This window comes from Pseudomonas sp. Pse1 (assembly GCF_024519635.1).
Lineage (GTDB): Bacteria > Pseudomonadota > Gammaproteobacteria > Pseudomonadales > Pseudomonadaceae > Aquipseudomonas.
This window is the reverse complement of record NZ_JALJRO010000001.1, coordinates 397,073-422,509: the sequence shown is the minus strand read 5'-3', so window position 1 is coordinate 422,509 and position 25,437 is coordinate 397,073. Positions and strand designations below refer to the sequence as shown.

22 protein-coding genes are annotated in these 25,437 nt (G+C 62.2%); 10 read left to right on the top strand and 12 right to left on the bottom strand.

The window, feature by feature from the left end:
* Positions 1-17 precede the first annotated feature (17 nt).
* Positions 18-1,829 carry a monovalent cation:proton antiporter-2 (CPA2) family protein gene (locus tag NR126_RS01830; RefSeq protein WP_027620864.1) on the bottom strand — a complete coding sequence of 604 codons (1,812 nt, stop codon included), beginning with the start codon at positions 1,827-1,829 and terminating at the stop codon, positions 18-20.
* A gap of 147 nt (positions 1,830-1,976) precedes the next feature.
* On the opposite strand from NR126_RS01830, the gene NR126_RS01825 reads away from it, so the two are divergent.
* Positions 1,977-2,315 (top strand): FKBP-type peptidyl-prolyl cis-trans isomerase, encoded by a 339-nt coding sequence (locus NR126_RS01825; protein ID WP_027620865.1) that lies wholly within the window; start codon positions 1,977-1,979, stop codon positions 2,313-2,315.
* 16 nt (positions 2,316-2,331) lie between these two features.
* On the opposite strand, the gene NR126_RS01820 is transcribed toward NR126_RS01825, so the two are convergent.
* Positions 2,332-2,940: a LysE family translocator gene (locus tag NR126_RS01820; protein WP_027620866.1), complete on the bottom strand. Its 609-nt coding sequence runs from the start codon at positions 2,938-2,940 to the stop codon at positions 2,332-2,334.
* Positions 2,941-3,044: 104 nt separating this feature from the next.
* On the opposite strand from NR126_RS01820, the gene NR126_RS01815 reads away from it, so the two are divergent.
* Positions 3,045-3,965 carry a LysR substrate-binding domain-containing protein gene (locus NR126_RS01815; RefSeq protein ID WP_256829549.1) on the top strand — a complete coding sequence of 307 codons (921 nt, stop codon included), beginning with the start codon at positions 3,045-3,047 and terminating at the stop codon, positions 3,963-3,965.
* 56 nt (positions 3,966-4,021) lie between these two features.
* Here NR126_RS01815 and NR126_RS01810 read toward each other — a convergent pair whose 3' ends face one another.
* The 5 genes from NR126_RS01810 to NR126_RS01790 form a co-directional block, all read right to left on the bottom strand.
* Complete coding sequence (locus NR126_RS01810) at positions 4,022-5,041, bottom strand: branched-chain amino acid aminotransferase (RefSeq protein ID WP_027620868.1); 1,020 nt, start codon at positions 5,039-5,041, stop codon at positions 4,022-4,024.
* A 243-nt stretch (positions 5,042-5,284) separates the two neighbouring features.
* A complete protein-coding gene (lpdA, locus tag NR126_RS01805) occupies positions 5,285-6,667 on the bottom strand; it encodes a dihydrolipoyl dehydrogenase (protein ID WP_027620869.1) in 1,383 nt (460 codons plus the stop codon).
* A gap of 3 nt (positions 6,668-6,670) precedes the next feature.
* Positions 6,671-7,954 carry a dihydrolipoamide acetyltransferase family protein gene (locus NR126_RS01800; protein ID WP_256829547.1) on the bottom strand — a complete coding sequence of 428 codons (1,284 nt, stop codon included), beginning with the start codon at positions 7,952-7,954 and terminating at the stop codon, positions 6,671-6,673.
* Positions 7,955-9,013 carry an alpha-ketoacid dehydrogenase subunit beta gene (locus tag NR126_RS01795; protein ID WP_027620871.1) on the bottom strand — a complete coding sequence of 353 codons (1,059 nt, stop codon included), beginning with the start codon at positions 9,011-9,013 and terminating at the stop codon, positions 7,955-7,957. It lies immediately after the preceding gene.
* 1 nt (position 9,014) lies between these two features.
* Positions 9,015-10,250, bottom strand: coding sequence for a 3-methyl-2-oxobutanoate dehydrogenase (2-methylpropanoyl-transferring) subunit alpha (locus NR126_RS01790; protein WP_027620872.1), 1,236 nt, complete (start codon positions 10,248-10,250; stop codon positions 9,015-9,017).
* Positions 10,251-10,436: 186 nt separating this feature from the next.
* On the opposite strand from NR126_RS01790, the gene bkdR reads away from it, so the two are divergent.
* Positions 10,437-10,925: a Bkd operon transcriptional regulator BkdR gene (gene bkdR / locus NR126_RS01785; RefSeq protein ID WP_027620873.1), complete on the top strand. Its 489-nt coding sequence runs from the start codon at positions 10,437-10,439 to the stop codon at positions 10,923-10,925.
* A gap of 7 nt (positions 10,926-10,932) precedes the next feature.
* On the opposite strand, the gene NR126_RS01780 is transcribed toward bkdR, so the two are convergent.
* Positions 10,933-11,796 carry an MBL fold metallo-hydrolase gene (locus tag NR126_RS01780; protein ID WP_256829546.1) on the bottom strand — a complete coding sequence of 288 codons (864 nt, stop codon included), beginning with the start codon at positions 11,794-11,796 and terminating at the stop codon, positions 10,933-10,935.
* A 161-nt stretch (positions 11,797-11,957) separates the two neighbouring features.
* Between NR126_RS01780 and NR126_RS01775 the strand changes: the two genes are divergently transcribed.
* From NR126_RS01775 to NR126_RS01755, 5 genes are all read left to right on the top strand, one after another.
* Entirely contained in the window at positions 11,958-12,764 is an 807-nt protein-coding gene (locus tag NR126_RS01775) for a sulfite exporter TauE/SafE family protein (RefSeq protein WP_027620876.1), read from the top strand.
* Positions 12,765-12,960: 196 nt separating this feature from the next.
* Entirely contained in the window at positions 12,961-14,145 is a 1,185-nt protein-coding gene (locus NR126_RS01770) for a porin (RefSeq protein ID WP_027620877.1), read from the top strand.
* Positions 14,146-14,415: 270 nt separating this feature from the next.
* The gene (nosP, locus tag NR126_RS01765) at positions 14,416-15,579 is read left to right on the top strand and encodes a nitric oxide-sensing protein NosP (protein WP_027620878.1); all 1,164 of its coding nucleotides are present in this window, start codon (positions 14,416-14,418) and stop codon (positions 15,577-15,579) included.
* Positions 15,509-18,142, top strand: coding sequence for a hybrid sensor histidine kinase/response regulator NahK/ErcS' (nahK, locus tag NR126_RS01760; RefSeq protein ID WP_081786424.1), 2,634 nt, complete (start codon positions 15,509-15,511; stop codon positions 18,140-18,142). The genes nosP and nahK overlap by 71 nt, the downstream gene beginning before the upstream one ends.
* 108 nt (positions 18,143-18,250) lie before the next feature.
* Entirely contained in the window at positions 18,251-18,997 is a 747-nt protein-coding gene (locus tag NR126_RS01755) for an SDR family oxidoreductase (RefSeq protein ID WP_027620880.1), read from the top strand.
* On the opposite strand, the gene mapR is transcribed toward NR126_RS01755, so the two are convergent.
* The 3 genes from mapR to NR126_RS01740 all read right to left on the bottom strand — a co-directional run bounded on the left by mapR (position 18,994) and on the right by NR126_RS01740 (position 22,365).
* On the bottom strand, positions 18,994-20,403 hold the full coding sequence (mapR, locus tag NR126_RS01750) for a GntR family transcriptional regulator MpaR (RefSeq protein ID WP_027620881.1): 1,410 nt from the start codon (positions 20,401-20,403) through the stop codon (positions 18,994-18,996). The two genes, NR126_RS01755 and mapR, sit on opposite strands and share 4 nt — an antisense overlap.
* A gap of 120 nt (positions 20,404-20,523) precedes the next feature.
* Positions 20,524-21,936 (bottom strand): cytochrome c oxidase accessory protein CcoG, encoded by a 1,413-nt coding sequence (gene ccoG / locus NR126_RS01745; protein WP_105754143.1) that lies wholly within the window; start codon positions 21,934-21,936, stop codon positions 20,524-20,526.
* Positions 21,937-22,131: 195 nt separating this feature from the next.
* On the bottom strand, positions 22,132-22,365 hold the full coding sequence (locus tag NR126_RS01740; RefSeq protein WP_027620883.1) for a DUF3203 family protein: 234 nt from the start codon (positions 22,363-22,365) through the stop codon (positions 22,132-22,134).
* A 120-nt stretch (positions 22,366-22,485) separates the two neighbouring features.
* Here NR126_RS01740 and NR126_RS01735 point away from each other — a divergent pair, with 120 nt between their 5' ends.
* Positions 22,486-22,983 (top strand): MgtC/SapB family protein, encoded by a 498-nt coding sequence (locus NR126_RS01735; RefSeq protein ID WP_027620884.1) that lies wholly within the window; start codon positions 22,486-22,488, stop codon positions 22,981-22,983.
* Positions 22,984-23,027: 44 nt separating this feature from the next.
* On the opposite strand, the gene NR126_RS01730 is transcribed toward NR126_RS01735, so the two are convergent.
* The gene (locus tag NR126_RS01730) at positions 23,028-23,189 is read right to left on the bottom strand and encodes a hypothetical protein (protein WP_177327291.1); all 162 of its coding nucleotides are present in this window, start codon (positions 23,187-23,189) and stop codon (positions 23,028-23,030) included.
* A 188-nt stretch (positions 23,190-23,377) separates the two neighbouring features.
* Here NR126_RS01730 and NR126_RS01725 point away from each other — a divergent pair, with 188 nt between their 5' ends.
* Positions 23,378-25,387, top strand: coding sequence for an alpha-1,4-glucan--maltose-1-phosphate maltosyltransferase (locus tag NR126_RS01725; protein ID WP_256829545.1), 2,010 nt, complete (start codon positions 23,378-23,380; stop codon positions 25,385-25,387).
* Positions 25,388-25,437 lie beyond the last annotated feature (50 nt).

Below are 25,437 nucleotides of genomic sequence, written 5' to 3'. Positions count from 1 at the left end.
CCCTGGCAAATGGCGGATCACAGGCGTTTTCCGGCATCGTCCTGGATCTGGTCGGCCTCGAACAAGCGCGCCAACTCGGCGCGGGACTCCTGGGCGGTTTGCAGCACCTTGGCCGCGTCGTCGTAGATCGCGTGCTGGGCTTCCAGGACCTGTTCATCGTGATGGCTGAACAGCTTGATCCGCGCGTCGGCCTGGGCCTGGCTCAAACCCAAGCCGCGCAAGGTGCGGCGGCTCATTTCCAGGCTGGAGTAGTAGGTTTCGCGCACGGCGTCGGCACCGAGGTCCATCAGCCGGTGCACGTGCTGGCGGTTGCGGGCGCGGGCGATGATTTTCATGTGCGGGTAGAGCTTGCGCACCAGTTCGGCGGTCTTGATGTTGGTTTGCGGATCGTCGGTGGCGATGATGAAGAACTCCGCTTCGCCGACCTTGGCCGCGCTGAGGATTTCCGGGCGCATCGGGTCGCCGTAGAACACCGGCACGCCACCGAAGCTGCGCGACAACTCGATGGTCTCCACCGACGTGTCGAGGGCGACGAATTCGATTTTCTGCGCCCGCAGGATCCGCGCGACGATCTGCCCCATACGGCCCATACCGGCAATCACCACCCGCGGCGCGTCGGTGTCGATCTCGCGCAGGTGCGGCGGCACGGCCACCGGTTCGACCTTGGTTTTCGCCAGACGGGCGCACATCAGCATCAACAGCGGGGTGATCGCCATCGACAGGGTAATCGTCAGCACCTGCATGTCATACAGCCTTGCATCGAACAGATTATGGTCGCGGCCCATCTTGAACACCACGAAGGCGAACTCGCCGCCGGCAGCCAGCACCACCCCCAGGCGTACCGCGCTCAAGCGGTTGAGGCCGCCGGCGAGGCTGCCGACCAAGTACAGCAGCGGCAGTTTTACCGAAATCAGCAGCAGGGTCATGCCCAGCACGGCGAGCGGCGCGCTGAACAGCAAATCGAGGTTGGCACCCATGCCCACACTCATGAAGAACAGACCGAGCAGCAGGCCCTTGAACGGCTCGATCTGCGCTTCCAGTTCGTGACGGTACTCTGAGTCGGCCAGCAGCAAGCCGGCGAGAAATGCGCCGAGGGCCATCGACACGCCTACCTCGTCCATCAGCCAGGCGGTGCCGATCACCACCAGCAAGGCGGTGGCGGTTGAAACCTCCGGCAAGCCGCTTTTGGCGACGATGCGAAACACTGGGCGCAACAGGTAGCGCCCGCCGACCACCACCACGGCAATGCTGCCGAACACTTGCAGGGCATGGTTGATTTCTTCGGCGGTGGTCGTGGTGTCGCTGCGGCCGGCCAGGGCCGGGACCATGGCGATCAGCGGGATTGCCGCGATGTCCTGGAACAGCAGGATGGCAAAGGCCAGGCGCCCGTGGGGGCTGGTCAGCTCCTTGCGTTCGGCCAGGCTTTGCAGGCCCAGGGCCGTAGACGACAACGCCAGACCAAGACCGAGCACGATGGCACTGTTGAGTTTCTGGCCAAACACGTAGAACGCCAGCACGCCGATCAACGAGGCGGTCAGCAGCACCTGGGCCAGACCGACGCCGAACACCGCCTTGCGCATCACCCACAGACGTCGTGGCGACAACTCCAGGCCAATGATGAACAACAGCAACACCACGCCCAGTTCGGAAATGTGCATCACGCTTTGCGGGTTGCCGATCAAGCCGAGCACCGACGGCCCGATGATCAGACCGGCCAGAAGGTAACCGAGCACAGCGCCCAGTTGCAGGCGTTTGGCCAGCGGTACCGTGAGTACGGCGGCAAACAGAAAAACCACGGCGGCCTGCAACAGGCTTCCTTCCTCGTGCATCGATCACTCCTGGGGGGCTTGTATAGGCTGAGCACGGAACGGATTCCGTGTACTTCGAGGCGCAGTGTAACGGCGTGTTGCATTCACTGCATGGGTCGGTAAGTATCGCGGCTGATTAATTAAGGCGTATGACAGGCGAGAGCGGCAATGAACGAAGAATTACAGATCATCGACCTGGTAGTGGGTGAGGGTAAAAAGGCTGTCAAAGGCGCGTTGATCACCACCCAGTACCGCGGTTGGCTGGAGGACGGCAGCGAGTTCGATTCCTCCTGGAGTCGCGGCAAGCCGTTCCAGTGTGTGATCGGCACCGGACGGGTGATCAAGGGCTGGGACCAGGGCATCATCGGGATGCAGGTCGGTGGCAAGCGCGAGCTGCGGGTGCCGGCGCACCTGGGTTATGGCGAACGCAGCGTGGGCAGCATCCCGCCCAACTCGAACCTGAAGTTCGAGATTGAACTGCTGGAAGTGCTGACCCGCGACGATTGAGATTTACGCGGCGGGCTCAGCGACTGGCCGAGGCCATCAACAGACCAAATCCGGTGAAGGTCACGCCCGAGACTTTCGCCGCGATCCAGGCACCTTTTTCGCTCGACAGCCAGCCTTTGGCGGCATTCGCCAGCAGGGCGTAGCCGCTGTGTACCAGAATCACCACCACCGCGTATGAACCGACCAGGGCCAGGAACTGCGGGCGAAACGCCAGGCCCGGGTCGATGAATTGCGGAAACACGGCGAGGAAAAAGAAAATCGCCTTGGGATTGAGAAACTGGATCGACGCGGCTTCGAGGAACCGATAGCCCGGCCGGGAGGGGCGGGCATGCAGGCGCGCACTGAAGTTGCCGCCACGCCAGCTTTTGATACCCAGGTACAGCAGGTAAGCGGCGCCGGCGTACTTCAATACGGTAAAGGCCTGGGCCGAAGTGCTGAGGACCAGGCCGACGCTGGTGGCACTGATGGCCGCGACGACAAAGGCGCCTGAGGCAATGCCGAGGATTCCCGGCAACGCGCCCCAGAAACCATGGCGCAGGGCATTCGACAGGGTCAGCAGCACGCCTGGTCCCGGGCTGAGGACCGTCAGGGTGGCGAACAACAGAAACAATCCGTAGCTGTGCATGATGAGCTCCTTGATAAACGGCGAGTGGACGCAGGCACAGTGGCGTTACCCGCAAACGCTGACAAACGCTTTAAATGCACGGCATAGGTGACTAAATTAGACACATGAATCCATTACCCCCCTTAAATGCCGTTCGTGCCTTCGCCGTTGCCGCACGTCACCAGAGCTTCAGCCTGGCGGCCGAGGAGCTGCATGTCAGCCACAGCGCAGTCAGCCGTCATATCAAATTGCTGGAAGCGCACCTCGGTGTGCTGCTGTTCGAACGGCGCGTGCGTCAATCGCTGCTGACGCCCGCCGGCCAGCGCTTTTATGAGCAGGTCAGCGCCGGTCTTGAACAAATTGCCCAGGCGGCGGCTGCGTTGAAGCAGCAGGCCGCGAGGCCGACGGTGAAGATCAACGTCCGCCCATCCTTTGCCTTGCTGTGGCTGGAGCCCCGGTTGCACGACTTCACGGCACGCCATCCGCATATCACCCCGCAGGTGATCACCCAGACATTGGCCCCGGATCAGGCGCGCGATGAGTTTGACGTGGTGATTCGCCGCGGTCGCGATGACTGGGCCCCCGGGCTGGATGCCCAACCCTTGTTTACCGACGAACTGGTGCTGGTGGCAGCGCCTTCGCTGCTCGCCCGCCAGGGCCTGGCGGATTTCCATGCGCTGGCGCAGCACAGTTTGCTCACGGCCAAGGCGCGTCGTGAGGATTGGCACAACTGGGCGATGTACCTGGGGCAGGCCCGTCCGATCGGCCAACAAACGCGCCAGTTCGAGCACATGCACCGGGTGCTGGAAGCCACGGTCGAGGGGCAGGGCGTGGCCTTGTGTCCGACCTCATTGCTCGGCAGCCATCTGGCCAGCGGTCGCCTGGTCTGTCCGCTGCCGGCGTTGCGCATGCCGCTGCCGGACTATTACTACGCGGTTGCCGGTTCGGGATCGGCGCAGGCGCGGCTGTTTGTCGACTGGCTGGTGGCCCAGCCGGTCTGCCTGGAGCAGGTTGGGCAAGGGTCAATGCAACCAGCGCAGCCATAAAAAAGCCCGCCCGACGCAAACGCGAGGGGCGGGCTTTTCAGCGTTTCAAACGTTGCTTAGACCTTGACGATCCAGCCCGCTGGCGCTTCGACGTCGCCGGTTTGCACACCGGTCAGCTCTTTGTAGAGCTTCTGGGTGATCGGGCCGACTTCGGTTTCGCTATGGAACACGTGCAGGTGGTCTTTGTAGCTGATGCCGCCGATTGGCGTGATCACCGCAGCAGTACCGCAGGCGCCGGCTTCCTTGAAGTCCGACAGCTTGTCGATCAGCACGTCGCCTTCGACCACTTCCAGGCCCAGGCGCGATTTCGCCAGCTCGATCAACGACAGGCGGGTGATGCCCGGCAGGACCGATGGCGACTTCGGCGTCACGAACTTGTCGTCGTGGGTGATACCGAAGAAGTTGGCCGAACCGACTTCCTCGATTTTCGAGTGGGTCATCGGGTCGAGGTAGATGGCGTCGGCGAATTTCGCCTTCTTCGCTTCCGAACCTGGCATCAGGCTGGCGGCGTAGTTGCCACCGACCTTGGCCGCGCCGGTGCCCTGGGGAGCGGCACGGTCGAAGCTGGAGATCAGGAAGTTGTGCGGGGTCAGGCCGCCCTTGAAGTAGGCACCGACCGGGATGGCGAAGATCGAGAAGATGAACTCGGGTGCAGTGCGCACGCCGATGTTGTCACCGACGCCGATCACGAACGGACGCAGATACAGCGCGCCGCCAGTGCCGTAAGGCGGAATGAAACGCTCGTTGGCGCGAACCACGGCCTTGCAGGCTTCGATGAACTGTTCGGTTTCGACGAACGGCATCAGCAGGCGCGCACAGCTGCGTTGCATGCGCTGGGCGTTCTGGTCCGGGCGGAACAGGTTGATCGAGCCGTCTTTGCAACGATAGGCCTTCAGGCCTTCGAAGCATTGCTGGCCGTAGTGCAGAGCGGTGGAGCCTTCGCTGATGTGCAGCACATTGTCGTCGGTCAGGCTGCCTTTGTCCCACTCGCCATTGCGAAAGTGCGACAGATAGCGCTTGTCAGTCTTGATGTAGTCAAAACCCAGCGTGTCCCAATTGATGCTCTCGTTACCCATGACACCCTCTATCACTTAACAATCGCCTGAGTGGCTCAAGCTTCTGACGTTTTTCTGGATGGGCACAACAATACTTCATTCCGGGCCGGTTTCGCAGCCCGTACGATCGGATGACGGGCAGATAAATCGAGTTGCCTTCGAGAATTCGCGAGCGGGCTCGCTCCCACATTTGAAATGCATTCCTCCTGTGGGAGCGAGCCTGCTCGCGAAGAGGTCATCTCTGCCGCCATCAATCACCCTGAATTACAGGTGCAGTGCGTGGCCAAGTGCCCGCAACGCCGCTTCCTGCACCGCCTCACCCAGTGTCGGGTGGGCATGGATGGTGCCGGCGATGTCTTCCAGGCGTGCGCCCATTTCCAGGCTCTGGCCGAAGGCGGTGGACAACTCCGAAACCCCGACGCCTACCGCCTGCCAGCCGACAATCAGGTGATTGTCGCGGCGGGCGACCACGCGCACGAAGCCGCTTTTCGATTCCAGGGTCATCGCCCGGCCATTGGCGGCGAACGGGAAGTTCGCGACGATGCAGTCCAGGCCGGCGGCCTTGGCGTCGTCCGGGGTCTTGCCGACCACCACCAGTTCCGGATCGGTGAAGCACACCGCGGCAATCGCCGTCGGGTTGAACTCCCGGGATTTGCCGCTGATCAGCTCCGCGACCATCTCACCCTGAGCCATGGCGCGGTGCGCGAGCATCGGTTCGCCACTCAGGTCGCCAATGGCGTAGACATTGCGCATGCTGGTCTGGCAACGGTTATCGATCTGGATCGCCGCGCCATTCATTTGCAGGTTCAGCGCTTCCAGATTCCAGCCCTGGGTGTTGGGCTTGCGGCCCACCGCCACCAGCACCTGGTCGGTCTCCAGGTTCAAGGTGTGGCCATTCTGATCCAGAACTTGCAAGGTATTATCTTTTGAATCAAAGCCTTGAACGCTATGTTTCAAGTAAAGCTTCACGCCGAGCTTTTTCAGCTCTTCCTGTACCGGCTGGGTCAGTTCAGCGTCGTAAGCCGGCAGGATGCGCTCCTGGGCTTCGACCACGCTGACCTCGGCGCCCAGCTTGCGATAGGCAATTCCCAGCTCCAGGCCGATGTAGCCGCCGCCGACCACGATCAGGCGTTTTGGCAGGCTTTTGGGCGCCAGGGCTTCGGTAGAAGAGATGATCGGTCCACCGATTGGCAGCATCGGCAGATTGACAGATTTCGAGCCGGTAGCCAGCAGCAGGTGTTCGCACTGGATCCGCGTGTCGCCGACGTCGACGGTCTTGCCATCAACGATTTTGGCCCAGCCATGAATCACCTGGACCTTGTGTTTTTTCAGCAGGGCGGCGACGCCGGTGGTCAGGCGATCAACGATGCCGTCCTTCCACTCAACGCTCTTGCTGATGTCGAGGCTCGGCGCAGCGACAGTGATGCCCAGCGCCGAATACTGGTTGTGCTTTTGAGTCTGGTGAAACTGTTCGGCGACATGGATCAGCGCTTTCGAGGGAATGCAGCCGATGTTCAGGCAAGTGCCGCCCAGCGCCTGGCCTTCGACCAGGATCGTGTTGATCCCCAACTGGCCGGCGCGAATCGCCGCCACGTAACCGCCGGGACCGCCGCCGATGATCAGCAGCGTGGTGTTCAGAGTCTGCATGCCTTACTCCACAAACAGCGTAGCGGGTTGTTCGAGCAGGCCACGCAGGGCCTGGATGAAGAGCGCCGCGTCCATGCCATCGACCACCCGGTGATCGAAGGAGCTGGAGAGGTTCATCATCTTGCGAATGACGATCTGGCCTTTGATGACCATCGGCCGCTCGACAATCTTGTTGACCCCGATGATTGCCACTTCCGGCAGGTTCAGCACCGGCGTGCTGACGATGCCGCCGAGGGCGCCAAGGCTGGTCAGGGTGATGCTCGAACCCGACAGCTCGTCGCGGCTGGCTTTGCCGTTGCGCGCGGCGGTGGCCAGGCGGGTGATTTCCGCGGCGCTGTCCCACAGGCTGCGGGCTTCGGCGTGACGCACCACCGGCACCATCAGGCCGATGTCGGCTTGGGTGGCGATGCCCACGTGCACCGCGCCAAGGCGAGTGATGACTTGGGCTTCGTCGTCGTAGCGGGCGTTGATCTGCGGGAAGTCGCGCAGGGCGACGACCATGGCGCGCACCAGGAACGGCAGCAAGGTCAGCTTGCCGCGACTCGCACCGTGTTTTTCGTTGAGGTGCGCACGCAACTCTTCCACGGCAGTCACGTCGATTTCCTCGACATAACTGAAATGCGCCGCGCGCTGGGTAGCGTCCTGCATGCGCTGGGCAATCTTGCGGCGCATGCCGATCACCGGGATTTGTTCTTCGTTATGCCGTGCGCTGTAGCTCGCACCGCCCGTCGAAGTACTCACCGGGCCCTGCGCCAGATAGGCGTCGAGGTCTTCGTGAAGGATGCGACCAGCCGGGCCGCTGCCCTGTACCAGACGCAACTGGATACCGGCATCCAGGGCGTGCTTGCGCACCGCCGGGGAGGCCAGCGGACGTTCGTTGGCTTCCCGCGCCACCGGCGCCTGGGGCGCTGGGCGGCAGGCGGCAGCCGGCTTGCTGACGGCTGGCTCGACCTTGGGCGCCGGAGCGGCTTTAGGAGCCTCGACTTCGGCCTTGGCCGCTGGTGCTGCCACAGCCGGTTGCGCGGACTCCTTATAGTTGCCCGCACCTTCGACTTCGATGCTGATCAGGATGCTGCCCACGGCCATGACTTCACCGGGCACACCGCCCAGGGCGATCACCTTGCCATGCACCGGCGAGGGAATATCCACCATCGCCTTGTCGGTCATGACATCGGCCAGCACCTGGTCTTCCACCACCATGTCGCCGACCTTGACGTGCCAGACCGACAGTTCCACTTCTGCAATGCCTTCGCCAATGTCCGGCATTTTAATAACGTGCGTGCCCATTCAGACCTCCATGACCCGTTTCAACGCCGCGCCCACTCGGGACGGCCCTGGGAAATACGCCCACTCCTGCGCGTGCGGGTAGGGGGTGTCCCAACCGGTGACGCGCTCGATCGGCGCTTCCAGGTAGTGGAAGCAATGCTCCTGCACCAGTGCCACCAGCTCGGCACCGAAACCGCAGGTGCGGGTCGCTTCGTGGACGACTACGCAGCGGCCGGTCTTTTTCACCGACTTGACGATGGTCTCCAGGTCCAGCGGCCACAGGCTGCGCAGGTCGATGACTTCGGCATCGATGCCGGCTTCCTCGGCGGCCACTTGCGAGACATAAACGGTGGTGCCGTAGGTCAGGATGGTCACGGCTTTGCCCGGACGGGTAATCGCGGCGACGTCCAGCGGCACCGTGTAGTAACCGTCAGGGACCTGTGCGGCCGGGTGTTTCGACCACGGCGTTACCGGGCGGTCGTGGTGACCGTCGAACGGGCCGTTGTACAGGCGCTTGGGCTCAAGGAAGATCACCGGGTCATCGTTTTCGATGGAGGCGATCAGCAGGCCCTTGGCGTCATAGGGGTTGGACGGCATCACGGTGCGCAGGCCGCAGACCTGGGTGAACATCGCCTCGATGCTCTGGCTGTGGGTCTGGCCACCGTAGATGCCGCCGCCGCATGGCATGCGCAGGGTCATGGGCGCGGTGAATTCGCCGGCCGAGCGATAACGCAGGCGCGCGGCTTCGGAAATGATCTGGTCGGAAGCCGGGTAGACGTAGTCGGCGAACTGGATTTCCGCCACCGGACGCAGGCCGTAGGCACCCATGCCGACAGCAACGCCGACGATGCCGCTTTCCGAGATTGGCGCATCAAACACCCGCGAGGTGCCGTACTTATTCTGCAGGCCTTCGGTGCAGCGGAACACGCCACCGAAATAGCCGACATCCTGGCCGAACACCACGACGTTATCGTCTCGCTCAAGCATCACATCCATGGCCGAGCGCAGGGCCTGGATCATGGTCATGGTAGTGGTGGTCATGGCGGTTTCCAGCTCGATATGGTTGTTGTGATCGTTCATCTCAGATCCCCAACTCTTGACGCTGGCGCTTCAAGTGCTCCGGCATCTCTTTATAGACGTCCTCGAACATGGTCGCGGCGCTCGGAATCTGCCCGCCGGCGAGGGTGCCGTACTGCTCGGCCTGTTTCTGCGCGGCGATCACTTCGGCTTCCAGTTCGGCGCTGACGGTGCTGTGTTCCTCTTCGGACCACTGGCCGATTTTCACCAGGTGCTGCTTCAGGCGGGCAATCGGGTCACCCAGCGGGAAGTGGCTCCAGTCATCGGCCGGACGGTATTTCGAGGGATCGTCGGAGGTCGAGTGCGGACCAGCGCGGTAGGTGACCCATTCGATCATGGTCGGGCCGAGGTTGCGCCGTGCGCGCTCTGCCGCCCAGGCGGAAGCGGCATACACCGCGACAAAGTCGTTGCCGTCGACCCGCAGCGAGGCGATGCCGCAACCCACGCCACGTCCGGCAAAGGTGGTGGCTTCACCGCCAGCAATCGCCTGGAAGGTGGAAATGGCCCACTGGTTGTTGACCACGTTGAGGATCACCGGCGCGCGGTACACGTGGGCAAAGGTCAGGGCGGTGTGGAAGTCCGACTCGGCGGTGGCACCGTCGCCGATCCAGGCCGAGGCGATTTTGGTGTCGCCCTTGATCGCCGAGGCCATGCCCCAGCCCACGCCCTGGATGAATTGGGTGGCGAGGTTGCCCGAAATGGTAAAGAAGCCGAAGTCCTTGACCGAGTACATGATCGGCAACTGGCGACCCTTGAGCGGATCGCGCTCGTTGGACAGCAGTTGGCAGATCAGGTCCACCAGCGGCACCTCTCGGGCCATCAGGATGCTTTGCTGGCGATAGGTCGGGAAGCACATGTCATCGATGTTCAGGGCCAGGGCCTGAGCGCTGCCGATGGCTTCTTCGCCAAGGCTCTGCATATAGAACGACATTTTTTTCTGACGCTGGGCGACCACCATGCGGTTGTCGTAGATCCGCGTCTTGAGCATGGCGCGCATGCCCTTGCGAAGGATCTCGGACGGCACCCCTTCAGCCCACGGGCCCAGGGCGTTGCCCTGGTCATCGAGCACACGGATCAGGCCACGGGCCAGGTCGGCGGTGTCAGCCGGTTCTACGTCGATGGGGGGCTTGCGCACCGTGCCGGCATCGGTCAGGTGCAGGTAGGAGAAGTCGGTTTTGCATCCAGGACGGCCCGAGGGTTCAGGCACGTGAAGACGCAGCGGTTCATACGCTTGGGTCATGGCTTCTACGCTCGATCTTGTGAATTTCTTGTAGTGAGCTGACAGTTTTCGTCCGGGTCGGATGAATCTTGTCCTACAACAATCATAGGCCCGCCGCAGAAGAATATTTATCTCTGTTTCGTTGCATGAAAGATCATTTGAGGATAAAAAAACTGCATAAACATAAAAAACAGGTGATTTCGTCTCATGCGTAAACTGGACCGTACCGATATCGGCATTCTCAACAGCCTTCAGGAGAACGCACGCATCACCAATGCCGACCTGGCCCGCTCGGTCAACCTGTCGCCCACCCCCTGTTTCAACCGGGTCAAGGCCATGGAAGAACTGGGGCTGATTCGCGAGCAGGTGACTCTGCTGGATGCCGACCTGCTGGGTTTGCACGTTAATGTGTTCATCCACGTCAGCCTGGAAAAGCAGGTGGAAGAGGCGTTGCAGCACTTTGAAGAAGCCATCGCCGACCGCCCGGAGGTGATGGAGTGTTACCTGATGGCCGGCGACCCGGACTACCTGATCCGGGTGCTGGTGCCGACCATTCAGTCGCTGGAACGATTCATGATGGACTTCCTGACCAAGGTGCCGGGCGTCGCGAACATCCGCTCCAGCTTTGCCCTCAAGCAGGTGCGCTACAAGACCGCACTGCCGTTGCCGGCCAATGGCATGACCCTGGGCAATTGAGTTTCACTCAGAGCTGATTCAGCGGGATCTTCAGGTAGATCACACCGTTGTCTTCTGCCGGCGGCAAATGCCCCGCCCGCACATTCACCTGAATCGCCGGCAGCAACAGCGTCGGCATGCCCAGTCCGGCATCGCGCTGGGTGCGCATTTCGACGAAAGCCGCTTCATCGATCCCGTCATGCACATGAATGTTATGGGCTCGCTGTTCGGCCACGCTGCTCTGGCACTGCAGCTCGCGGCCGGTCGGTGGATAGTCGTGGCAAACGTACAGGCGGGTGGCGGGCGGGTAGGCCAGCAGGCGCTGGATCGAGGCGTATAGCTGCCGGGCATCACCGCCGGGGAAGTCGCAGCGGGCGGTGCCGACGTCGGGCATGAACAGCGTGTCGCCGACCAGGATCGAGTCATTGTCGATCAGGTAGGCCATGTCCGCCGGGGTATGGCCGGGTACATGCAGGGCTTTGGCTGTCATGTTGCCGATGGCGAATGGTTCATCGGCGGCGAACAGGTGATCGAACTGTGAGCCATCCACCGAAAACTCGGCTTCGAGGTTGAACAGCTGCTTGAACACCTTCTGCACCGTGCCAATGTGCTGGCCAATACCGATTCGTCCACCCAGTTCGCGGCGCAGGTATGGCGCCGCGGACAGGTGATCGGCATGGGCGTGGGTCTCCAGCAGCCATTGCACCTGCAAGCGATGCTCGTGCACGAAGCGGATCACTCGGTCAGCCTCGCCGGTACCCGTACGGCCCGAGGCCGGGTCGTAGTCGAGCACCGGATCGACGATCGCGCAGGCACCACCTTCCTGTTCGTAGACCACGTAGGTGCAGGTCTTGGAGGCGTCGTCGAAAAAAGCTTGGAACAAGGCGGGCATAAGGTCCGCTCCGGTCAGGTCAAGCCCAGAGGTTAGTAGGATTTTTACTCGATTGACCAGTTCGACGGCATATCCGCAGGTAAAACAGCAGAGCGGGATTTAGACTGTCGTGCATCGATACCGGGCGCTCCCGGCTTTTGTCCCTGAAAGACGAGTGTTTTATGTTGCTGGCAAGTCTGTTTGGCGTGGTGATGGGGTTGGTCCTGGGCTTGACCGGGGCCGGTGGCGGCATCCTCGCGGTGCCGGCGCTGGTACTCGGCCTTGGTTGGAGCATGACCGACGCAGCCCCGGTGGCGTTGTTCGCAGTGGGCAGCGCGGCGGCGGTGGGCGCCATCGACGGCCTGCGCCACGGCCTGGTGCGTTACCGCGCGGCGCTGTTGATTGCCCTGTTGGGCGCGCTGTTTTCGCCATTGGGCATCTATTTCGCGCATCAACTCTCGGAAAAGATCCTGATGATCCTGTTCAGTCTGCTGATGCTCCTGGTGGCCGCACGCATGCTCCGCCGTGAGCGGCTGGACGCCGGGCCGAACGATCATGGCCATGCCAACTGGGGCCAGAAGAACTGCATGCTCGACCAACACACCGGGCGCTTTTCCTGGACCGCCAAGTGCACCGCGACCCTGGCTACCCTGGGCGCGGTGACTGGCGTGGTCTCCGGATTGCTGGGGGTGGGAGGGGGCTTTCTGATTGTCCCGGCGTTCAAGCAACTGACCGATGTACAGATGCGCGGCATCGTCGCCACTTCGTTGATGGTTATCAGCCTGATCTCTGCGATTGGGGTGATCGGCGCCTTGCATGCCGGCGTGCGTATCGACCGGCTGGGGGTGGCTTTTATTGTCGCCAGCATCGTCGGCATGGTGCTGGGTCGCAGGCTTTGCGCCCGGGTTCCGGCCCGCGCCCTGCAACTGGGCTTTGCCAGCGTCTGTGTACTGGTGGCGGGGTACATGGCCTTCAAGGCCGCTTACTGAGTCGTGGGTCGCTGCCTTCCAGCGGCCTAAGCCCAAAGTCCCGGGCCCAGGCCCGGCCCGGTCTTGGGCCTAAGTTGCCGCGCACCACCGGCCCGTCCAAAGCACCCGCAAACTCCCTCCAAGGCAGCGTAGGCCGCCGTCTGTCCGCTTTCGATAATCGCCTCCGACACCAAGTCCCCCCGTCGCGGAGCGCGCCATGCACAACAATAAGAATTTCCAGCACCGTTTCTTGCCAGCCTTTATCGCCACCTTGTCCACCCTGGGCCTGAGCTCCGTCGTACAGGCCGAGATCATGCTGTACGACAAGGACCAGACCACATTCTCCACCGACGGTTACATCAACGCCTTCTATGTGAACAGCGACGTCGACCGTGAGGGTGACCAGTACGATCGCCGCCAATCGCGGGTGAAGATGGGCTTTTTGCCCAACTACCTGGGTTTCAACATGGGCAAGCAGGTCGACGACCTCAAACTGGGGGCACGGGCTTCGTTCTGGGTGACCATCAACGACAGCGAAACCAACGGCACCGACACCGCTATCGATGTGCGGCAGTTCTACGGCACGGTGGCCAATCCGGAGTGGGGCGAGGTGCTGATTGGTAAGGACTTTGGGTTGTTTGCCCGCTCCAACATCCTCCTCGATGAGTTGCTGGCCGGGTATGGCCAGGTCAGCGACACCCTGGGCCTGGTGGATGGTGGCGGCGTGTCGTTCGGCAACATCGGCACCGGCTATCCGTACCCGTTCCCGACGTCGCAGATCACTTACCGCACCCCGGTGCTGGACGGCTTGCGCGTGGCGGTGGGGATCATGGACCCGGTGGACACCAACGACAGCAGCCCGACCGGCAAGGCCTACCAGGAAAATCCACGGACCGAGACCGAGATCACCTATCAGTTCGACCTGGCCGGAGCGCAGATCTACAGCTGGGTCAACGGCAGCTACCAGACTTCGGACAATACCGATTCAACGGTCGATACCGTGACCTCCAAGGGGGTCGGTTATGGCGTGCAAGCCAAGATCGGCGGCCTGTCGCTGACGGGTTCCGGGTTCCAGGCCAAGGGCATCAATCCGTTTTACACCAACAACGCCGGCGAACCGACCCTGCGCAATGTCGACAGCGATGGTTATCTGCTGCAGGGCTCATATAAAGTCGGCAAGAACCGCGTAGCGCTGTCCTACGGCAAGACTAAGGATGACGGCAACGGCGTGGTTGGCAGCGGCGCGGACTACGAGACCCGCGGCATCGCGTTGTTCCATGACGTCAATGACAACCTCAAGCTGGTCGCCGAGTACAACCAGTTCGAACTCACCGGCCACGACTCCAGCGCGCAGAACGAAGACACCGATACCTTCGCCGTCGGCGCGGTACTGACCTGGTAAACCCTGCACAGCCCCCCGGATGGCGGTCGCGCATCGGCCGTTGTCTGGGGAGTGCTGTTCGGTCAGAGGGTGGATACAGATTGGCGACATACCACAGAACCTGAGGGAGCTAGCAGGCTAGCTCCCTCAGGTTCTGTGTTCAGTTTCCAGTGGCCTTGCATTGGCTTTTCATCCCATCGAAGCCCCCGACCGCTACCCAAGTAGCATAGGTCCAGCCTCGGCGCCTTCGTACACTTCACGCTCAATCATGCGCACCTGCCGGAGGCGACCATGCAGCAGGTTCCCAATGAAGGCGTTGTCAGTGCCATGTCCCAGGCCGGCGATGCCCAACAGGCCGCCCAGGAACTGGCGGGGCAGTTGTTGCATCCGCACCTGGGCTTCGTACTGTTCTTCTGTTCGGCCGAGTACGATCTGCAGGCGCTGGGCCAGGCCTTGCAGGAAAGTTTCGGCGGGATTCGCCTGGTGGGCTGCACCAGCGCCGGCGAAATCACCCCTCAGGGCTATGGCCGCAACTGCGTCAGCGCGGTGGGCTTTGACCATCGGCACTTCTCCATCTCGACCGAATTAATCGACGAAATGGAGCACTTCAGCCTGATCGACGCCCAGCAGATGGTCGAACGCCTGGTCAGTGGCTGTCGCAGCAACACACTGGCGCCGATCAAGGGCAACAGCTTCGCCCTGACCCTGCTCGATGGCCTGTCGAGCCGAGAGGAAATGGTTCTCGCGGCCCTCAGCGCGGCCCTCGGTGACATCCCGCATTTCGGCGGTTCAGCCGGCGACGACAACTACCTGACCCACACCCACGTCTATTTTGGTGGCGAATTCCACAGTGGTGCGGCGGTGGTGGTGCTGGTCAACACCTGGCTGGACTTCGAAGTTTTCACCACTCACCACATCCTCCCGCGAGAGGAAAAACTGGTGGTGACCGGTGCCGACAGTGCCTCTCGGCGGGTGTTTGAGCTTAACGCAGAGCCCGCCGCCGAGGAGTACGCGCGGCACATCGGCGTGCCGGTGAGCGAGCTGGATCACCGGATCTTCGCCGCGCATCCGTTGGCGGTGCGGATCAACCAGCAATATTACGTGCGCGCAATCCAGCAGGTGCATGCCGACCTGAGCCTGAGTTTTTACTGCGCCGTGGAAAACGGCATTGTCCTCACCGCCATGACCCCCGGGCCCATGCTGCCGAACCTGGAACAACTGTTCGATGGCCTGCAGGAACGCCTCGGCGAGCTGCTGCTGACCATTGGCTGCGACTGTTTTCTGCGCCGCCTGGAGTTGCAGGATGCGGGCAGCCTGGAACAGATCGGTGGCTTCCTGCGCGAGCAGCGGGTGATGGGCTTCAACACCTACGGAGAACAGTTCAATGGCATGCATATCAACCAGACGTTCACCGGGGTTGCCATTGCCCGTGGCCGCGCTCCCGGACACCGCTGAGCTGCAGGCGCAGATTGCCGAGCTGCAGCGTGACAAGGCGAAGCTGCAACGGATCAACAGTGCGCTGATCGAGCGCATCGAATCCGGCAGTACCCGTGGCAACGACCCCTACGCCGCGTTCCAGCATTCAGTGGTGCTGGCCGAACAGGTGCGTGAGCGAACCGATGCGCTGAACCAGGCGATGGCCGAGCTCAAGGCCGGCAACCACCTGCTCAGCGAAGCACGCCTGCGTGCCGAGACCGCGCACCAGCACCTGATCGATGCCATCGAAAGCATTTCCGACGCCTTTGTGCTGTTCGACTCGGACCAACGCATCGTGTTGTGCAACAGTCGCTTCAAGGCGTTCTGGAGCAACTGCCGGGTGCGTATTATTGCCGGCATGCGCCTGAGCGAGGTCAAGCGGTTGATGGCCGGCACTGGGCTGTTTACCGAGGAACCGCGCGGGCACGCCGACGAAAATCTTCTGTATCGCCTGCAAAATGGCCGCTGGCTGCAGGTCAGCGAGCGCCCGACCCAAGAGGGCGGGCGGGTGATCCTGTTCACCGACATTACCGACGTCAAACTCAATGAAACCCTGCGCCGCGAGCAGGCGGTGGCGCAGAAGTCCCACCTGTTACAGCGGGCGGTGGACAACCTCTCGCAAGGGGTGGCGATGGTCAATGCCGAGGGCATCCTCGAGCTGTGGAACCGGCGCTTTCTGGAACTCAGCGGGCTGGCGCCGGTGGCGGCCCATCGACCGTTCGCCGAGGTGATCGGCGACAGCGAGCTGCAACTGCTAACCCCGGCCAGCCGCGACCACAACGGCCGTCCGGTGCAGGAATGCGAACAGCGCCTGTACGATGGCCGGGTTCTGGAAATCCGCACCCATCCGTTGCCTACCGGCGGCTTCGTCAACACCTTTACCGACATCACCGAGCGCTACCAGCACGCCGAAGCCCTGGCTGAAAGCGAACGCTGGATCCGCCTGATCACCGACCATGTGCCGGCGCTGATTGCCTACCTCAACGCCGATCTGGTCTACGAGTTCACCAACAAGGTCTACGAGCAGTGGTACTGCTGGCCACGGGGCGTGATGCTCGGCCAGAGCCTGCGCGAAGTGCACAGCGAGCAGCACTACCAGCGCCTGGAGTCCTACGTGGCGCGGGCGCTGGCCGGGGAGAGTGTGACCTTCGAGTTCGCCGAGACCAACATCAACAACCAGGAGCGCTACATGCTGCGTTCCTACGTGCCCAATCGCTTGGCCACCGGCGAAGTGGTGGGGATTTTCGTCCTGATTCGCGACATCACCGAGCGTCGGCGCACCGCCGAGGCGCTGCACCAGGCGTATCAAAGCCTGGAATTGCGGGTGCGTGAACGCACGGCGGAACTGACCACCCTCAACGATCAACTGCGCAGCGAGATCGATGAGCGTCGCCGTGTCGAGTCGCGCCTGCGCGAGGCTAAGCTGGACGCCGAACGGGCCAATCTGTCGAAAACCAAATTTCTTGCGGCAGTCAGCCACGACTTGCTGCAACCGCTGAATGCCGCACGTCTGTTCACCAGTGCCTTGCTTGAACGCCGCGAGCCACTGGCCAATGAGAATCTGGTGCGCAATGTCAGCAATTCGCTGGAGGACGTGGAGAATCTGTTGGGCACCCTGGTGGATATTTCCAAGCTGGATGCCGGGGTGATCACCCCGGACATCGCACCCTTCGCCTTGAGCGAGCTGCTGGAGAACCTTGCCGCCGAGTACACCCAGGTCGCCCGCAGCGAAGGCCTGGCCCTGCATTTTGTCGGTTGCTCGGCGCTGGTGCGCAGCGACATCCAGTTACTGGCGCGGATCCTGCGCAATCTGCTGAGCAATGCCATCCGCTACACCTATAGTGGGCGTGTGGTGCTGGGCTGCCGGCGCAAGCACCAGCGTTTGTCGATCGAGGTCTGGGACAGCGGCATGGGCATCGCTGAGGATCGCCTGGAAGAAATTTTCCAGGAGTTCAAGCGCGGTGATGTACAGCGTCCCCATCAGGATCGGGGGCTGGGGTTGGGCCTGGCGATTGTCGAGAAAATCGCCGGGATTCTTGGCCACCGGATCCACGTGCGCTCGTGGCCGGGCAAGGGTTCGATGTTCGCCATCGAAGTCCCCCTCAGCGCGACCGCGCCCAAAGCTTTACCCAACCTGGTCATGAGCGAACCGATGCTCGAGCGTTTGCGCGGGGCACGGGTCTGGGTGCTGGATAACGACGCGGCGATTTGCGCCGGCATGCGCACCTTGCTCGAAGGCTGGGGCTGTCGGGTGGTGACCGCGCTGTCGGAACAGGACTTGGCACGGCAGGTCGATAACTACCACGCCGAAGCCGATTTGCTGATTGCCGACTATCATCTGGACGATGAGCAAAACGGGGTCGATGCCGTGGCCCGGATCAACGCCCGGCGCGGTTCGGCGATTCCGGCGATGATGATAACGGCCAATTACAGCAACGAACTCAAACAGCAGATCCGCGAGCTGGGCCATACCCTGATGCACAAACCGGTGCGGCCGATGAAGTTGAAGACGGCGATGAGTCATCTGTTGGGTAGGCCGTGAGGCGAAGCCATGCAAAACCTGGCGGTGGCGGGTATTCTTGCTCCTTGGTTCAGGCCTGACATAGAAACCTGTAGGCGGTATTGCGGAATTGGGGGGAGAGGTTCGAACATGGAAAAAGTCATCATCATCACCGGAGGCGGTCGCGGGATTGGCGCGGCCACGGCGCTGCTGGCCGCAGAGCAAGGCTATCGCATCTGCATCAACTATCAGGCCGATGAAGACTCCGCGCACAAGGTCCTGGAGCAAGTCCTGGCCCTCGGTGCCCAGGCGATCGCGGTGCGTGCCGATGTCAGCATCGAGGATGAAGTCATCAGCCTGTTCCAGCGCGTCGACCACGAACTGGGCCGGGTCACCGCGCTGGTGAACAATGCCGGCACGGTCGGGCACAAATCCCGGGTCGAGGAGATGTCCGAGCTCCGTATCCTCAAGATCATGAAAACCAATGTCCTGGGTCCGATCCTCTGTGCCAAGCATGCCGTGCTGCGCATGTCGCCCAAGCACGGCGGGCAGGGCGGCAGCATCGTCAACGTCTCGTCGGTGGCCGCACGTCTCGGCTCGCCGGGCGAATACGTCGACTACGCCGCCTCCAAGGGCGCGCTGGATACCTTCACCATCGGTCTGTCCAAGGAAGTCGCCGGCGAAGGCATTCGCGTCAACGCCGTGCGCCCGGGCTATATCTACACCGACTTCCACGCCCTGAGCGGCGATGCCGATCGGGTCAGCAAACTCGAATCGGCGATTCCCATGGCCCGTGGCGGACGCCCGGAAGAAGTGGCCGAGGCAATCATCTGGCTGCTGTCGGACAAGGCGTCGTACTCCACCGGGACTTTCATCGAACTCGGCGGCGGCCGCTAGAACGACCGCACGATGCGGCCGAGGGTTTCCATGGCCTTTTCGCTGTCCTCGGTCCACGGGCTGCCGTAGTTCAGGCGGATGCAGTTGCGAAAGCGCTGGGTCGGCGAAAAGATCGGCCCCGGCGCAATGCTGATGCCCTGGGCCAGGGCCATCTGGAACAACTTCAACGAATCCATCTGCGCCGGCAACTCCAGCCACAGGAAGTAGCCGCCGGCCGGCTGGCTGACCCGGGTCTGCGCTGGAAAGTAACGGGCAATCGCCGCCAACATCGCACTCTGTTGTTCTTCCAGGGCGTAGCGCAGCTTGCGCAGGTGGCGGTCGTAGCCGCCGTGTTGCAGGTAGTCGGCAATCGCCGCCTGGGCCGGCATCGAGGCGCAGAGCGAGGTCATCAGTTTCAGCCGTTCGATTTTCTGCGCATAACGACCGGCCGCCACCCAGCCGATCCGATAGCCGGGCGCCAGGCTCTTGGCGAACGAACCGCAATGCATTACCAGCCCTTCGGTGTCGAACGCCTTGGCCGGCTTGGGCGCCTGTTGCCCGTAATAGAGCTCAGCGTACACGTCGTCTTCAATCAGCGGCACCTGATGGCGACGCAGCAACTCCACCAGTTCCTGCTTCTTCGCCTCGGGCATGGTCGCGCCCATCGGGTTCTGGAAGCTGGTCATGCACCAGCAGGCCTTGATCGGATGGCGCTCGAGGGTTTGCGCCAGCACCCCGAGGTCGATGCCATCGCGCGGGTGCACGGGGATTTCCACGGCCTTGAGTTTCAGCCGTTCCAGCACTTGCAGGCTGGCATAGAACGCTGGGGCCTCAATGGCCACCAGGTCGCCGGGCTCGGTGACCGCCTGCAGGCACAGGTTCAGGGCTTCCAGCGCGCCGTTGGTGATCAGCAGTTCTTCCATGGGCAACATCAGCCCGCCGACCATGTAGCGCAGGGCGATTTGCCGGCGCAATTGTGGGTTGCCTGGCGACAGGTCGGTGACCACCATCCGTGGGTCCATCTCGCGGCTGGCGCTGGCCAGCGAGCGCGCCAGGCGTTGCAGCGGAAACAGAGCCGGGCTGGGGAATGCCGAGCCGAAGGGCACGGTGTGCGGGTCCTTGATCGAGTCGAGTACCGAGAACACCAGTTCGCTGACGTCGACTTCGGTGGACTCGTTGACCTCGCTGCTGATCACCGGCTCCGAGAACGGGCTGGGCGCGTGGGTGTTGACGAAGTAGCCGGAGCGCGGCCGGGCGCGGATCAGCCCACGGCGCTCCAACAGGTAATAGGCCTGGAACACCGTGGACGGGCTGACCCCGTAAGTCTGGCTGGCGTAGCGCACCGACGGCACGCGCTGGCCGGGGCCAAGCACACCGGAGCGGATCAGTTCGGCAATGTCGTCAGCGAATTTTTCGTAGCGTTTCATTGAGGGCCCGATGGGTGTCATTCAGGAAGATCGCGGTGCTTGTTTCGCCGAGCGGCGGAGTGCCGCCCGGTCAATGTGGGAGCGAGCCTGCTCGCGAATGCAGCACCGCAGTGTAATGGCTCAACGGTTGGTCGGCGCAACAAACCGGCTTTTCGCCACGCTGTTGACCTCGGGCTCGTCGCTGTCGGTCACCTTGAAGTACAGGGTCTGCGAGCTGCGGTCGGCCTTGTCGGCCAGCATCGCTACTGACACCGGCACATCGAGGATCTCGCCGGGCGCCAGGCTCAACTCGGTCTTACCCTGGAGCTGGAAGCCGTCGGCGTCCACCAGCGACAATTGATAGTCCTGGCGTTGCTGGGTCTTGTTGATGACCTTGAGACTGTAGATGTTCTCGATCTGGCCCTGACTGTTTTCACGGAACAGGCCGCGGTCCTTGCTGACGTCCAGCGACACCATCGGCCGTTCCATCAGCGCCAGCACCAGGGCGCCGATCATCACCACCAGCACCAGGGTGTAACCCACCAGTCGCGGGCGCAGCAGGTGGGTCTTGCCGCCCTGCAACTGGTGCTCCGAGGTGTAGCTGATCAGGCCACGGGCGTAGCCCATCTTGTCCATGATCGAGTCGCAGGCATCGATGCACGCCGCGCAGCCAATGCATTCCATCTGCAGGCCGTCGCGGATGTCGATACCGGTGGGGCAGACCTGCACGCACAGCTGGCAGTCGATGCAATCGCCGAGGCCGACAGCCGCCGGTTTCACCTCACGTTTGCGCGGGCCGCGATTTTCGCCACGGGCACTGTCGTAGGAGATGGTCAGGGTGTCCTTGTCGAACATCACGCTCTGGAATCGGGCGTACGGGCACATGTGCATGCAAACCGCTTCGCGCAGCCAGCCGGCGTTGATGTAGGTCGCGGCAGTGAAGAACAGCACCCAGAAAAGGCTGACGCCGGCCATTTGCAGGGTCAGCAGCTCTTCGGCCAACGGCCGGATCGGGGTGAAGTAGCCGACGAAGGTCAGGCCGGTCATGACGCTGATCGCCAGCCACATCGTGTGCTTGGCCGAACGCCGCAGCAGCTTGTTCAGGGTCCACGGCGCCGCTTGCAGCTTGATCCGCTGGTTGCGTTCGCCCTCGGTGACCTTTTCGCACCACATGAACAGCCAGGTGAACGAGCTTTGCGGGCAGGTGTAGCCACACCAGACCCGCCCGGCAAACACAGTGATAGCGAACAGGCCGAAGGCGCAGATGATCAGCAGCGCCGATAACAGGATGAAATCCTGAGGCCAGAAGGTGGCGCCGAAGATGTGGAATTTGCTTTCCGAGAGGTCCCAGAGCACGGCCTGGCGCCCACCCCAGTTCAGCCACACGGTGCCGAAGAAGGCTAAAAACAGAAAGCCCGCGCCGGCGACGCGCAGGTTGCGGAACAAACCGGTGAAGCTCCGGGTGTGGATCTGGTTGTCGCTGGATTTGGCCTTCATCTTTGGACGCGAAGGCTCGAATGTTTCTACTAATCGGACGGGGATTTTTTCGCTCATGGTCTTTCGCTCATCAGCCTCCATCAGGCCGATGCACTATGAGCGCGCAACTGTTTGCATAACAGACTCAGGTATTGGATAAAAAAGCGGATCAGATGCGTTGCACAAGCGCCCCTGCGACAACTTGATGCACCCCGCCAGGCGTGCCGCGAGCGCCTGACACAGGGCGTTCGCGGCGGTTGTGATCTGTATCAGTTAAATCACCGAATCACTGTCGGTGACCCGCAGGTGTCGGCGTCCATCGGTGGCGCCTGCTACGGTCAATGCGTCGGCTTCTGCTTCGGTGATGAACACGCGCCGGCCGTCGAGGTCGACCGCCGACATGGATTTCTCGCCGTCAGTGATCACCGTTACGTCGGCCGCCAGGCGAATTTCTTCGCCGTTCTCGGTGATGAAAAAACAGGTCTGGTTTTCGATGCGTACAGGCATGGGATTCTCCAGTTGGGCGGATCTATTCTTTAGGGGACAGGCCGCGCGCATCGTTCGCTGCAACCGATTAGCGGTCAGTGCTGTCCATCGACTATCCCTGCACCTTTCGAGGACTCCCCGATGGACGCCTGGTGGCACCAAGTCTGGATCACTCTGCAAGCCGAATTCGCCGATATCGGCGACGCCGCACAACTGACCCGCATCACCGTGCGCCTGCTGATCGCCGCGTTGCTGGGGGCGATCCTCGGCTTCGAACGGGAGCAGAAAGGCAAGGCCGCCGGCGTGCGTACCCACATGCTGGTGGCCATGGGGGCGGCGCTGTTCGTGTTGGTGCCGCAAGTTGCAGGCGCAGAGTCCGACGCCATGAGCCGGGTGGTCCAGGGCGTGATCGCCGGCATCGGCTTCCTCGGCGCCGGGACAATCCTGAAAAACAAGGACGGCGACGAAAGCCACGTCAAAGGCCTGACCACCGCCGCCGGGCTGTGGATGACCGCCGCCATCGGCGTCGCCGCCGGACTGGGGCGAGAGTCGACGGCGGTGCTGAGTACGTTGCTGGCGTTGGCGGTGTTCAGTGTGATGCCGGTGATTGTGCGGTGGCTGGATAAAGACGAGCAGTGACGACCGTCATGGGATCGTCAACTGTCTCGCGCAGGATCAGTGGTTTACACCCGAATCGGCGGTTCCTCCGGCGGTGGATCACCCACCGGCGGCATGGTGCCGGGTGGTACCGGGTCTTTTTCCGGGACGGGCTCGGGGTCGGTGGGCGGCAGGATCGGTTGGTCGATGTTTGGATCCGGCGTTTCTGGTGGGGTCGGTATGCTCATCGTGGTGGCCTCTTTTGTGCTTGGCTTAGTGCGATGGACCGCAGGCACGGTGAATTGATTCCACCGTCTGGCGGATTGCAGATCCGGCTGAACTTTTCCCGGGTCCTGGTGCTCGGAAACTTAAGTGGGTCACACAGGCACTGAAATCAGGCACAAGAGCGTCCATGGGGCGTAAGGGGTGATGCTCGATGACGACCGAACAACCGATCCAACTGCACGATGATTTGCAAAATTACCAACCACATTTGCCCCTGGCGCAGGCCTTGCTGCTGCCGCGCATTGCCATTGAGAGCACCCAGCCGGTGCTCGATGGTGGGCAGTTTGCGGTCAAGGCCGTTGCCGGACAGACGGTGACGGTGCGTAGCAAGGTGTTTGCCGACGGTCACGACAAGCTGGCCGTGCGGGTGCGTTGGTGTAACGAGGCGACCTCGATCTGGCACACCGACGTCATGAAAGATCTGGGCAACAACGCCTGGCAGGGCCAGTTCAAGGTTCTCGCGCCGGGTCGCTACCGCTATTGCATCGAGGCCTGGATCGATCAGTTCACCAGCTTCTGTTATGAGCTGGAGAAAAAACACGGCGCCGGGGTGCCGGTGAGTCTCGAGTTGCAGGAGGGACGTCAGCAGGTCCAGCACGCCGCCGAGCGCAGCGACGGGGCCTTGAGTGAGGAACTGGCGGCGCTGCGGCATCAGCTTGAGGGACTGCTGGAAACCGAGCAGGTGGCGTTGTTCCTGCACCCCCACAGCCGCTGGCTGATGGCGGCGGCCGATCACCGGCCTTATCTGAGCCTGAGTCCCGAGTATCCGCTGGATGTGGAGCGCGATCTGGCGCAGTTCGCCAGTTGGTACGAGCTGTTTCCCCGCTCGATCACCGACGATCCAGCGCGCCACGGCACCTTTAACGATGTCCATTCACGACTGGCGATGATCCAGGACATGGGTTTTGACGTGCTGTATTTCCCGCCGATCCACCCCATCGGCCGCAGCCACCGCAAAGGCCCGAACAATTCCCTGACCGCCGGCCCCGATGATCCGGGCAGTCCCTATGCGATTGGCAGCGAGGAGGGTGGGCACGAAGCGATTCACTCGCAACTGGGCACGCGCGAAGACTTTCGCCGCCTGGTGGCGGCGGCCAACGATCATGGCCTGGAAATCGCCCTCGACTTCGCCATCCAGTGCTCCCAGGACCACCCCTGGCTTGAACAGCATCCCGGCTGGTTCAACTGGCGGCCGGACGGCACGATCAAGTACGCGGAAAATCCACCGAAAAAGTACCAGGATATTGTCAACGTCGACTTCTACGCCGCCGACGCCATCCCCAGTCTCTGGCTGGAGTTGCGCGACATTGTGGTTGGCTGGGTCGAGGAAGGGGTGAAGATCTTCCGTGTCGACAACCCCCACACCAAACCCTTGCCGTTCTGGCAGTGGCTGATTGGCGACGTGCGCGCCAAGCACCCCGAAGTGATCTTCCTCGCCGAGGCCTTTACGACCCCGGCGATGATGGCGCGCCTGGGCAAGGTCGGTTATTCCCAGAGCTACACCTATTTCACCTGGCGCAACACCAAGCACGAGCTGGCGACCTACCTGACCGAACTGAACCAGTCGCCCTGGCGCGAGTGCTACCGGCCGAACTTTTTCGTCAACACCCCGGACATCAACCCGGGCTTCCTGCACCAGTCCGGCCGCGCCGGCTTCCTCATCCGCGCCGCGCTGGCGACCATGGGGTCGGGGCTATGGGGCATGTATTCGGGATTCGAGCTGTGCGAGTCGGCACCGGTACCGGGCAAGGAGGAATACCTGGATTCGGAGAAATACCAGATCCGCGTCCGCGACTTCACCGCACCGGGCAACATCATCGCCGAAATCGCCCAACTCAACCGAATCCGCCGACAAAACCCGGCACTGCATACCCACTTGGGCTTGCAGGTCTACAACGCCTGGAACGACAACATCCTGTACTTCGGCAAACGCACTGCCGATGGCAAAAACTTCATCCTGGTCGCCGTCAGCCTCGACCCCTTCAACGCCCAGGAGGCGCACTTCGAGTTGCCATTGTGGGAACTGGGCCTGCCCGATGACGCCGCGACCCAGGGCGAAGACTTAATGAACGGCCACCGTTGGACCTGGTATGGCAAAACCCAGTGGATGCGGATCGAGCCCTGGCATCAGCCGTTCGGGATATGGCGGATATCGGTTTGAGGGGGGCGCACCAGTCCCAAGTCAGAGAGGAGGTGTCAGCGAAGCCAACC